Origin of the sequence: Streptomyces lancefieldiae, assembly GCF_031845825.1 — a bacterium.
Classification (GTDB): Bacteria; Actinomycetota; Actinomycetes; order Streptomycetales; family Streptomycetaceae; genus Streptomyces; species Streptomyces lancefieldiae.
Map to the genome: position 1 here is coordinate 244,091 of NZ_JAVRFH010000003.1, position 12,204 is coordinate 256,294.

7 protein-coding genes are annotated in these 12,204 nt (G+C 72.7%); 5 read left to right on the forward strand and 2 right to left on the reverse strand.

The window, feature by feature from the left end; translation table 11 throughout:
* The first annotated feature begins 25 nt into the window (after positions 1-25).
* The 5 genes from RM812_RS04845 to RM812_RS04865 all read left to right on the forward strand — a co-directional run bounded on the left by RM812_RS04845 (position 26) and on the right by RM812_RS04865 (position 8,565).
* A complete protein-coding gene (locus RM812_RS04845; RefSeq protein WP_311571125.1) occupies positions 26-1,063 on the forward strand; it encodes an ABC transporter permease in 1,038 nt (345 codons plus the stop codon).
* Positions 1,060-1,995, forward strand: a complete 936-nt coding sequence (locus RM812_RS04850; RefSeq protein WP_311571126.1) for a carbohydrate ABC transporter permease — start codon at positions 1,060-1,062, stop codon at positions 1,993-1,995. The genes RM812_RS04845 and RM812_RS04850 overlap by 4 nt, the downstream gene beginning before the upstream one ends.
* Positions 1,996-2,123: 128 nt before the next feature.
* A complete protein-coding gene (locus RM812_RS04855) occupies positions 2,124-4,391 on the forward strand; it encodes a 1,4-beta-glucanase (RefSeq protein WP_311571127.1) in 2,268 nt (755 codons plus the stop codon).
* Positions 4,391-6,367 (forward strand): beta-galactosidase, encoded by a 1,977-nt coding sequence (locus RM812_RS04860; protein WP_311571128.1) that lies wholly within the window; start codon positions 4,391-4,393, stop codon positions 6,365-6,367. Before RM812_RS04855 ends, RM812_RS04860 begins: the two co-directional genes overlap by 1 nt.
* Entirely contained in the window at positions 6,364-8,565 is a 2,202-nt protein-coding gene (locus RM812_RS04865) for a glycosyl hydrolase family 95 catalytic domain-containing protein (protein WP_311571129.1), read from the forward strand. The genes RM812_RS04860 and RM812_RS04865 overlap by 4 nt, the downstream gene beginning before the upstream one ends.
* Before the next feature lie 90 nt (positions 8,566-8,655).
* On the opposite strand, the gene RM812_RS04870 is transcribed toward RM812_RS04865, so the two are convergent.
* Positions 8,656-10,707, reverse strand: a complete 2,052-nt coding sequence (locus RM812_RS04870) for a glycoside hydrolase family 31 protein (RefSeq protein WP_311571130.1) — start codon at positions 10,705-10,707, stop codon at positions 8,656-8,658.
* A 466-nt stretch (positions 10,708-11,173) separates the two neighbouring features.
* A complete protein-coding gene (locus tag RM812_RS04875) occupies positions 11,174-12,187 on the reverse strand; it encodes a LacI family DNA-binding transcriptional regulator (protein ID WP_311571131.1) in 1,014 nt (337 codons plus the stop codon).
* Between the last annotated feature and the right edge of the window lie 17 nt (positions 12,188-12,204).

Genomic DNA, 12,204 nt, shown 5'->3' on the forward strand with positions numbered 1-12,204 from the left:
CGGTACCGAGGCAAGGAGAACGGCCGTGTCCCACAGCACGGTGCCTCGGACCAGGGCCGAGGCCGATACGACGAAGAAGACCCCGGTGGCGTCCGGCGACGCCACCGGCTCCCGGAAGGGCAAGCCGGGCGGGGGGAAGCTCAGTCTGCGGCTGAGGTTCCGGCGTGACCGCGTACTGCTGCTGATGACACTGCCGGCGATCCTGCTGGTACTGCTCTTCAACTACGTACCGATCCTCGGCAACGTCGTCGCCTTCCAGGAGTACGACCCCTACATCAGCGACAACGGGATCGTCTCCATGCTGCACAGCCCCTGGGTGGGGCTGGAGAACTTCCAGCGGATCTTCGAGGACTCCGCCTTCTGGAACTCCGTGCAGAACACGCTTGTGCTGTTCGTCCTCCAGCTCGTGCTGTACTTCCCGGTCCCCATCCTGCTCGCGCTGCTCATCAACAGCGTGGTCCGGCCCCGGGTCCGGGCGGTCGCGCAGGCCATCCTGTACCTGCCGCACTTCTTCTCGTGGGTGCTGGTCGTCGCCGTCTTCCAGCAGCTGCTGGGTGGTGCCGGACTCCTCTCCCAGCTGCTGCGCGACCACGGGTACGACGGGCTCAGCCTCATGACCGACCCGGAGACCTTCAAGTTCCTGGTCACCGCGCAGAGCGTGTGGAAGGACGCCGGCTGGGGGATCATCGTCTTCCTCGCCGCGCTCGCCTCGGTCAGCCCCGACCTGTACGAGGCCGCAGCCATGGACGGTGCGAACCGCTGGCGCCGCATGTGGCACGTCACGCTGCCCGCGCTGCGTCCCGTGATCGCCCTGCTGCTGGTGCTGCGCGTCGGTGACGCCCTGACGGTCGGCTTCGAGCAGATCCTGCTGCAACGCGACGCCGTCGGACCGGGAGCCGCGGAGGTCCTCGACACCTTCGTGTGGTGGAACGGTGTCCGCAACCAGGACTTCGGCTACGCGGCCGCCGCCGGGCTCGTCAAGGGCGTCATCAGTCTCGGCCTGGTCCTGATAGCGAACAAGGTGGCCCACCTCATGGGCGAGCAGGGGGTGTACAAGAAATGACCGCCGTGATCGACAAACCCGCGCGCAGGCCGAGCCGGTGGGCGGCCCCGCCCCGGCCGGTGTGGGAGGAGAAGCCCACCCGGACCGGACTCGCCGGCAAGGGCCTGGTCCTGCTCCTGGCCTGCCTGGCCATCGTGTTCCCGCTGTGGATCGTCGTCGTCACCAGCCTCTCCTCGCGCAAGGCCATCGACGAGGCCGGTGGACTGGTGATGATCCCGAAGGACATCACCTTCGTCGCCTACCAGGAACTGCTCAGCGGCGGCCAGGTCACCCGCGCCGCGCTCGTGAGCATCGGCATCACCCTCGTCGGCACCCTCTTCTCGATGGCGGTGTCGGTGCTGTGCGCCTACGGGCTGTCCCGCAGTGGCTCGCTGGGCCACCGCTGGATCCTCATGGTGCTGCTGGCCACGATGTTCTTCAGCGCGGGCCTCATCCCCACCTACCTGCTGGTGCAGTCCCTGGGCCTGATGGACAGCTATCTCGCGCTGATCCTGCCCAGCGCGATCAGCGTCTTCAACATCCTGGTGCTGCGCGGCTTCTTCATGGGCATCTCGCCGGAGCTGATCGACAGCGCCCGCATCGACGGCGCCGGTGACCTGCGCATCCTGTGGCGGATCGTGCTGCCGCTGTCCCGCGCGGTCGTCGCGGTGATCACCCTGTTCTACGCCGTCGGCTACTGGAGCGCCTGGTTCAACGCCTCCCTGTACCTGAACGACCAGGACATGCTGCCCCTGCAGAACGTGATGATCCAGCTCGTGCAGAAGCAGGAGGCGCCGGTCGGCCTCGGCCAGGCCATCAAGACCGGTGAACTCTCCGGCCTGGCCGTGCAGATGGCGGTCATGGTCATGGCCCTGCTGCCGGTGGCCGTGCTGTCGCCGTTCGTCCAGCGCCACTTCAAGAAGGGCATGCTGACCGGAGCGGTGAAGGGCTGACGTCCTCACCCCCGGACGCCCTCCTCCCCAGTCCCGTCGTGGCCGACCGCTCCTGACCAGCGGCCGGCCACGACGAACAGGTACGCCCCGCCCACCTCGGCCCCGAGCCGCACAGAACGAGGTATGTCATGCATGCGTCCGTGTCACGCAGCCCGAGCCGGCGTGCCCTTCTCGCCGGGACCGCGGCCGCCGCCGCGCTCACCGCCGTCCCCTTCGCGCCCGGGCGCGTGCACGCCGCCGAGGACACGGCGGACGCCCCCGAGGGCACGCCGGACGCCCCCGAGGGCACGCCGGACGCCCCCGCTTACCGCTGGCGCAACGTCGTCATCGGCGGCACCGGGTTCATCACCGGCGTCCTGTTCCATCCCCGCGTCCGCGGCCTCGCCTACGCCCGTACCGACATCGGCGGCGCCTACCGCTGGGACGACCGGGCCGCCCGCTGGACCCCGCTCCTGGACCACCTCGGCTGGGACGACTGGAACCTCCTCGGCGTCGAGGCGATGGCCGTCGACCCCGCCCACCCGGACCGGCTCTACCTGGCCTGCGGAACCTACGCCCAGGCCTGGGCGGGCAACGGCGCCATCCTGCGCTCCGACGACCGGGGCGCCACCTGGCGGCGCACCGACCTCACCGTGAAGCTCGGCGCCAACGAGGACGGCAGGGGCACCGGCGAGCGGCTCCTGGTCGACCCGCGCGACGGCGGCACCCTGTGGCTGGGCACCCGGCACGACGGCCTCTGGAAGTCGACGGACCGGGGCGCCACCTGGGCCCCCGCCCCCGGCTTCCCGGCCACCCCGACCGCCACCGGCCAGGGCGTCACCCTCCTCGTGGCCGCGGGCCGCACCCTCTACGCCGGCTGGGGCGACGCCGACGGCACCGCGCCGAACCTGTTCCGCACGACCGACGGCACCACCTGGCAGCCCGTCCCCGGGCAGCCTTCCGGCACCGCGGCCAGGGTCCCGATCCGCGCCGCGTACGACGCGCACACCCGCGAGCTGTACGTGACGTACGCCGACGCGCCCGGGCCCAACGGCCAGTCCACCGGCGGCGTGCACAAGCTGCGCACCGCGAACGGGCGGTGGACCGACGTCACGCCGGTCGAGCCGGGCGGTACCACAGGCGACGGCCCCGCCGACGGCTTCGGCTACGGCGGCGTCGCCGTCGACGCCCGCCGTCCCGGCACCGCCGTCGTCTCCACCAACAACCGCTGGGCGGCGGTCGACACCCTGTTCCGGACCACCGACGGCGGCCGTACCTGGACGTCCCTGAAGGACACCGCGGTCCTCGACGTGTCCGAGACGCCCTACCTCGAGTGGGGCGAGGGCCGCCCCAAGTTCGGCTGGTGGATCCAGGCCGTCGCCCTCGACCCCTTCGACTCCCGGCACATCGTCCACGGCACCGGCGCCACCCTCTACGGCACCCGTGACCTCAGGCACTGGGCCCCGCAGATCGGCGGCCTGGAGGAGACGTCGGTGACCCAGCTGATCTCGCCCCCGGCCGGGCGGGCGCACCTGCTCAGCGGGTCGCGGGACATCGGCGTCATGTACCACGAGCGGCTCACGGCGTCCCCGGCCGACGGCATGGCGACCAACCCGGTGTCCGGGTCGGCGACGGGACTCGCCCAGGCGGCGCGCAGGCCGGCGTACGTCGTCCGGGCGGGCTGGGGCGATCACGGCAACGGCGCCTACTCGCAGGACGGCGGACGGACCTGGGCGCCCTTCGCGGCGCAGCCCGGCATCGCCAAGGAGGCGCCGGGGCCGATCACCACCAACGCCGACGGCAGCGTCCTGCTGTGGTCCTTCGTGCACTGGGACGGCACGAAGCACCCGGCCCACCGCTCGGCGGACAACGGCACGACCTGGTCCGAGGTCCCCTCCTTCCCGAAGGGCGCCACGCCGGTCGCCGACCCGGTGGACCCCACGCTCCTCTACGCGTACGACACCGACACGGGAACGCTGCTCGCCAGCACCGACGGCGGCGGCTCCTTCACCGCCCGCGCCACCGGACTGCCCCTCGGCGACAGCCAGTTCAAGCTGGTGGCGGCGCCCGGCCGCAGCGGCGACCTGTGGCTGAGCACCAAGGGGAACGGCCTGCACCGCTCGACCGACGGCGGCGTCACCTTCACCCAGGTCGACAGCTGCTCGGCCTCCCACACCCTCGGTTTCGGCAAGGCCGCCGACGGCGCCGACTACCCGGCGATCTACCAGGTCGGCTCCACCGGGGCCGGCACCGCCGTCTACCGCTCCGACGACGAGGCGAAGAGCTGGACGCGGATCAACGACGACCACCACCAGTGGGGCTGGACCGGTGAGGTCATCACCGGCGACCCACGCATCCACGGCCGCGTCTACCTCGCCACCAACGGGCGCGGCATCCAGTACGGGGAGCCCAGGTAATGCCTAGTCTCGCGGACACGACCCGCAACCGCGTCCTCTTCGGAGGCGACTACAACCCCGAGCAGTGGCCGGAGGAGACCTGGCACGAGGACGTCCGGCTGATGAGGGAGGCCGGCGTCAACTCGGTCACCCTCGGCGTCTTCTCCTGGTCGAAACTCGAACCCCGCCCCGGCGTGCACGACTTCGGCTGGCTGGACCGCCTCATGGACCTGATGCACGCGAACGGCATCGGCGTCGTCCTCGCCACCCCCACCGCCTCGCCCCCGCCCTGGCTCGGCCGGCTGCACCCGGACACCCTGCCCCGCGACGAGGACGGCCGCACCGAGTGGTGGGGCGGACGGCAGCACTTCTCGCACTCCAGCGCCACCTACCGCCGGCACGCCGCCGCCATCACCGAGGCCCTGGCCGCCCGCTACGCCGGCCACCCCGCCCTCACCATGTGGCACATCAACAACGAGTACTGCACCTTCGACCACGGCGACGAGGCCGCCACCCGCTTCCGCCGCTGGCTCCAGGACCGGTACGGCACCCTCGACGCCCTCAACACCGCATGGGGCACCGCCTTCTGGAGCCAGGGCTACGGCGACTGGGAGGAGATCCTCCCGGCCCGCCGCACCCACTACCTGAAGAACCCCACCCAGGTCCTGGACTTCCGCCGCTTCACCTCCGACATGCTCCTGGAGTGCTTCACCGCCGAACGCGACATCGTCCGCCGCCACACCCCGCACCTCCCGGTCACCACCAACTTCATGCCGTTGTGGCAGGGACAGGACGCCTGGCGCTGGGCCGAGGAGGAGGACGTCGTCTCCGTCGACGTCTACCCCGACCCGCGCGACCCGCTCGGTGCCCAGCACGGCGCCCTGGTCCAGGACATGACCCGCTCCCAGGCGCGCGGCCCGTGGATGCTCATGGAGCAGGCGGCGGGACCGGTCAACTGGCGCGGCGCCAACCACCCCAAGCCGCGTGGCCTGAACCGCCTGTGGTCCCTGCAGGCCGTGGCACGCGGCGCGGACGCCGTCTGCTACTTCCAGTGGCGCCAGTCGAGGCAGGGCGCGGAGAAGTTCCACTCCGGCATGCTCGGCCACGCGGGGGAGCAGGGCCGTACGTACCAGGAGACCAAGCGGCTCGGCGCCGACCTGGCGAAGCTCGGCCCGCGGGTGGCGGACACCCACGTCACCGCCGACATCGCCGTCCTGCACGACTGGCACTCCTGGTGGGCCGGCACCCAGGACGGCCGCCCCTCCACCCGCTTCGACTACCCCGACGTCCTGCACGCCTGGCACCGGGCCCTGTGGGAGGCCCACCTCACCACCGACTTCGCCCACCCCCTGCACGACCTGACCCCGTACAAGGCGGTCGTCGTGCCCCAGCTCTACGCCCTCACGGACGCGGCGATCGACAACCTCCTCGCCTACGTCCAGGGCGGCGGCACCCTCGTCTGCGGCTTCCTCACCGGCGTCGCCGACGAGGACGACCGGGTCCGGCCCGGCGGCATGGACGCCCGGCTGCGCGAGCTGTTCGGCATCCGCACCCTGCACGAGTGGTGGCCCCTGGAGGCGGACGAGACGGCCGCCTGCGACGGCTTCCGGGGCACCCTCTGGTCGGAGGAGATCGAGCCCGACGGCACCGCCACCCGGACCGTCCCCTACAAGGGCGGCGAGCTGGACGGGCTCCCGGCCGTCCTGTGCAAGGGCCGTGCCTGGTACCTGTCGACCCTGCCGGAACCGGACGCGCTGCGCGACCTGCTCGCCCGTGTCGCCGCCGACGCGGGCGCCCGCCCGGTGCTCGACGGACTGCCGGCCGGTGTCGAGGCCGTACGCCGAGGTGACCTGCTGTTCCTCCTCAACCACGGCCGCGACCCGGTCACCGTGCCGGTTCCGGGCACCCGCCGCGACCTGCTGACCGACACGCCCGTCACCGACGGCGTCACCCTCGGCCGCTACGGCGTGGCGGTCCTCACGGAGCCGGCCGCATGACCACCGCGCCCGTGCACGGCACCTGGGAGCCCGAGCCCGCCGCCCGCTGGGAGGACGCCTTCCTGAGCGGCAACGGCCACCACGGCGCCCTCGTGTTCGGCGACCCGAACGTCGACCGGGTAGTCGTCACGCACCACACCCTCGTACGCCCGAACGGCGACGCCGCGAACCGCCGCCCACCCCGGCTCGCCGCAGAGCTCCCCGTTCTCCAGGACCGCATGCTGGCCGGCGACACGACCGCCGCCGAGGGCTTCACCGACGGCCGCCCACTGCAATGGGTGCGGCCCTTCCACCCGGCCTTCCAACTGCGCCTGAACAGACCACCCGGCGACGACCGCGCCGCCTACCGCCGCTCGGTCGACTTCACCACCGGCGAGACGACCGCCGTCTGCGGAACCTGGACCAGCCGCGTCTTCGTCTCCCGCGCCGACGACGTGATCGTCCAGCACATCACCGCCCCGCACCTCACCCTCGACCTGTCCCTCGACCCCCGCCTCCCCGGCGCCCCCGACGGGCTCGGCGTCGGCCACGGCGCCGTCCTCACCCCCGAGGGCGCCCTGCTCAGCCTGCGCGCCCGCTACCCGGGCAGCGACCTCGCCTACACCGGCGTCACCGTGGTCGCCGTCACCGGCGGCACCACGAGACTGGCCCCGCCCGGCGTGCTCGTCGAGGACGCCACGGAGGTACTGCTCCTCACCCGGGTACGCCGGCACACCGGCGAGCTGGACGTGGTCACCGAGGGCCGTGCCCTGCGCGACCTGCCGGGCGGGACGTCGTACGAGGACCTCCTCGGCCGCCACCTCGCCCACCACCGCACCGCCTACGACCGCGTCACCCTCGACCTCGCCGCCGACCCCGCCGAACGCGGACTGCCGGGCTCGGTCCTGCTCGGGCGTCCCCGCAGCGCGGCCCTCCTGGAGCGGCTCTTCGCCGCCGGCCGCTACCACCTGCTCTCCGCCAGCGGCCTGCTCCCACCCCGGCTGACCGGTCTGTGGACCGGCGACTGGAACACCGCCTGGTCCGGGGCGTTCACCACCAACGCCAACCTCAACCTCCAGACCGCCTCCGCCGCGGCGGCGGCCCTGCCCGAGGTCACCGAGGCGCACGCCGCCCTGGTCCACCGGCAGCTGCCCGACTGGCGGGACAACGCCCGCGCGATCTTCGGCACCCGGGGCGTCGTCGCGCCCTCGCACACCGACGGCGAGTGCGGGCACACGTACCACTTCAGCCGCGAGTACCCCCTGCACCTGTGGACGGCCGGCGCCGACTGGCTGCTCAAACCCCTCCTCGACCACGACGACACCCGCGGCGCTCCCGACCCCCGCACCGTCGCCGTCCTCGCCGAGGTCGCCCTGTTCTACGAGGACTTCCTGACCCGCACCGACGCGGACGGCCACCTGGTCGTCGTCCCCTCCTACTCGCCCGAGAACCGCCCCGCGAACGCCGGTTGGGGCACGCTCAACGCGGCCATGGACCTCTCCGCCGCCCGGCACGCCCTGCTGACCGCCGCCGACCACCACCCCGAGCACGCCGACCGCTGGCGCGCTCTGGCCGACCGCCTCCCACCGCACCGGATCAACGCCGACGGCGCCCTCGCGGAATGGGCCCGGCCCGGCCTGGAGGACACCTACGACCACCGCCACCTCAGCCACCTCTACGGCGTCTGGCCGCTGGACGAGATCAACCCCTACGACACCCCCGGCCTGGCCCGGGCCGCCCACCGGGCCCTCGAACTGCGCGGCGCCGAGAACGACTCCGCGCACGGCCACCTCCACCACGCCCTGGTCGCCGCCCGGCTCAGGGACGGGGCCCGGGTCGCCCACGCACTCGGCCAGGTGCTCGACGGCGACTTCTTCCACGCCTCCCTGATGAGCGCGCACTACCCCCGCCGCGACGTCTACAACGCCGACGCCGCCCACGCCCTCCCGGCCGTGCTCATCGAGATGCTCGTGCAGTCCACCCCCGACCGGCTGGTCCTGCTGCCCGCCCTCCCCGCGTCCTGCCCGCAGGGCGAACTCCGCGGCGTACGCACCCGGTTCGGGGCGGAGCTCGACCTCACCTGGACGCCCGACGGCCACGCGACGGCCGTCCTGCGCCCCGGCCGCACGCACCGCGTCGAACTCCGGACCTCCTCCGGCGGCGAGCCGCTCGACCTCGTCGCCGGAGAGGAACGCGTCATCAGCCTCAAGACGCGGTAGCACCCGCGCACCTCTCCCGGAGGGCCAGCGGCGGCGACCCGCCGCACCACGGCCGAAGGGGCCGGTCCCGCCCGGGACCGGCCCCTCCGCTCACCCCTCGTCCGGTACGACCGGCAACCGGGCGCCGTCCCGCAGGAACAGCGGGATCCGTTCCAGCGGCGCGTCCACCGTCACGGCCGCCCCGCCCTCGTACGTCTCACCCGTCCACGCGTCCGTCCAGCGCGCGCCCGCCGGGAGGTGGACCGTGCGGACCGTGGCGCCCGCCGTCAGGACCGGCGCGACCAGCAGATCCCGCCCGAAGAGGTAGGCGTCGTCCACCGGCCAGGCCGCCGGGTCGTCGGGGAACTCCAGGAACAGCGGCCGCATCACCGGCAGCCCCTCCTCGTGCGCCTCGCGCATGACGTCCAGGACGTACGGCTTCAGCCGCTCGCGCAGACGCAGGTAGCTCTCCAGGATCGGATACGCCTCCTCGCCGTACGACCACACCTCGTTCGGACCGCCGGTCATGTCCGGTCCCAGCGGCATGCCCGGGTCGCGGAAGCCGTGCAGACGCATCAGCGGGGACAGCGCGCCGAACTGGAACCAGCGGATCATCACCTCGCGGTACGCCGGGTCGTCCGGGTCGCCGCCGTGGAAGCCGCCGATGTCCGTGTTCCACCAGGGGATGCCCGACAGGGCGGTGTTCAGACCCGCCGCGATCTGCCGGCGCAGGGTCGCGAAGTCGGTGCCGATGTCCCCGGACCACAGCGCGGCGCCGTGGCGCTGACTGCCCGCCCACGCCGAGCGGTTGAGGGTGATCACCTCGTCCACGCCGGCGGCGCGCAGCCCCTCGTCGAAGGCGCGGGAGTTCTCGGCCGGGTACAGGTTGCCGACCTCCAGGCCCGGCCCCGCCCAGTAGCGCAGGTTCTCGGGGAAGCCGGGCTTGAGCTCCGGCTCGCAGGCGTCGAGCCAGAAGGCGGTGATGCCGTACGGGTCGAGGTAGTTCTCCTTGACCCTGGACCACACGAACGCGCGGGCCTCGGGGTTGGTGGCGTCGTAGAAGGCCACCTGGACCGTCGACGCCACCTCCTTGTCCGGCCAGTCCGCGTGCGCCATCGGGCCGTACTGCGTGCCGATGAAGTGGCCGCGCTGCTCCATCACCGGGTGGTTCTCGCTCAGCGGGGACACCGACGGCCAGACGCTGACCACCAGTTTGATGCCCAGCTCGTCCAGCTCGCGGACCATCGCCGCCGGGTCCGGCCACTCCTTCGGGTCGAACTTCCACTCGCCCAGGTGCGTCCAGTGGAAGAAGTCGCAGACGATCGCGTCGATCGGCAGGCCCCGGCGCTTGTACTCGCGGGCCACGGCGAGGAGTTCGTCCTGCGTGCGGTAGCGCAGCTTGCACTGCCAGAAGCCCGCCGCCCAGGCCGGCAGCATCGGCGTACGGCCGGTCACGGCGCTGTAGCGGCGCTGCGCGTCGGCCGGGGCGCCCGCGGTGATCCAGTAGTCGATCTGGCGGGCCGAGTCGGCGACCCAGCGGGTGCCGTTGTGGGCCAGCTCCACGCGGCCGATCGCCGGGTTGTTCCACAGCAGCGTGTAGCCGCGGCTGGAGGTGAGGACCGGGATGGAGACCTCGGCGTTGCGCTGGACCAGGTCCACGACCAGGCCCTTCTGGTCGAGGCGGCCGTGCTGGTGCTGGCCGAGGCCGTAGAGCTTCTCGTCGTCGTAGGCGGCGAACCGCTGCTCCAGCCGGTGGTAGCCGTTGCCGACCGCCGTGTACAGGCGCGGGCCGGGCCACCAGAAGTGGCCGCGTTCCTCGGCGAGCAGTTCGCCGCCGTCGGCGGACCGTACGAAGCGCACCTGCCCCTCGGGGTCGACCTGCACGGTCAGCGCCCCGACGGTCAGGGAGCCGTGCCCGTCCTCGATCTTGACGGTGCTCTCGGTCGCCGGGGCCCGGTGCAGCAGGGCACCGGGCAGCCCTTCCACTATCGGGCCGCCGAGCCGGGCCCAGACCCGGACCGCGTCCGGCCCCCACGGCTCGATCCGGACGGTCTCCTGACGGCCGCTCCACTCCAGCGCGCCGTCCCGTTCGCGGAACGTGCCGACGGTGGGGGAGGACTGGGCGAGGCTGACCTTGGGCTGTGTCTCGGCAGGCTGGTTCATGAGGCAGGCTCCTGGGGGAGTGCGGACATGGCGGTGCCCTGGCACGGGCCGAGCGGTGATGAAGGGGTCTGCGGGACTGGCGGGACTGGCAGGTCCGGAGGGACGAGGGGGCCAGGGGGAACTAGTGCCGCGGCAGGCAACGTTTGCCCGGTAAGGAGCGGCGTCCGGTGCGTGCTCTCGGCGTGCCGGCCGGAAGCCCTCGTACTGGACGTACTCGGGCTTTCGGCCGGTGCGGCGAGAGTGCGTGCCGGGCGTCGCGACGGGGCGAACGTTGCCTGTTGCGGCACTAGCGGTAGTGGTGGGCCGGCGGTATCAGCGGGGCCGACGGGACGAGGAGGCCGAGCGGACGAGGAAGTCAGCGGACGAGGAAGTCAGCGGGACGAGGAGTTCCGGCGGGCCGAGGCGGGCCGGCGGGAGTGGGGAAGGGCGCGACCGGGGGAAAGGGCGGGACTGCGGGAACGGCGGTCTACGACCGGACGGGCGCGGGTCCCGAACTCGCGCGGACCGTCAGCTCCGGCGCGAGCAGCACGACCTCGTCGCTCCCGCGACCGTCGAGCTTGGCGACGAGCTGCTCCACGGCATGCCGGCCCATCTCCTGTGCGGGCACGGCGACCGACGTGAGCCGCACCGAGGCCTGGGTGGCGACCTGCTCGGGGCAGACCGCGACCACCGACACGTCCTCGGGCACGGCCCGGCCCTGCTGGCGCAGCAGGGCGAGCAGCGGCTCGACCGCCGACTCGTTCTGGACGACGAACCCCGTGGTGCCCGGGCGTTCGTCGAAGACGCGGGCGAGGGTCGCGGCCATCGCGTCGTACCCGCCCTCGCAGGGGCGGTGCAGCAGCCGCAGCTCCAGCTCCCGCGCGCGGGTGCGCAGCCCGTCCAGGGTGCGCTCGGCGAACCCGGTGTGCCGTTCGTAGACCGCCGGCGCCTCGCCGATGACGGCGATGTCGCGGTGCCCCAGGTTCGCCAGGTGTTCCACACAGAGCGCGCCGGTCGCTCTGAAGTCGAGGTCGACGCAGGTCAGACCGGTGGTGTCGGCGGGCAGGCCGATCAGCACGGACGGCTGGTCGGTCCCGCGCAGCAGCGGCAGGCGCTCGTCGTCGAGTTCGACGTCCATCAGGATCATCGCGTCCGCGAGCCCGCTGCCGGTGACGCGGCGCACCGCGTCGGGGCCCTCCTCGCCGGTGAGCAGCAGGATGTCGTACCCGTGGGTGCGCGCGCTGGTCGCGACCGCGATGGCGATCTCCATCATCACCGGCACGTACATGTCCGTGCGCAGCGGGATCATCAGCGCGATGATGTTCGACCTGTTGCTGGCCAGGGCCCGGGCACCCGCGTTCGGGTGGTAGCCGAGCTCTCGGATACTCTCCTCGACCCGCTGGCGGGTGGTGGTGGAGATGGACCGCTTGCCGCTGAGGACATAGCTCACCGTGCTCGCCGATACTCCGGCGTGCTGGGCGACCTCGGCGAGGGTGACCATCCAGCTCTCCAAGCTTT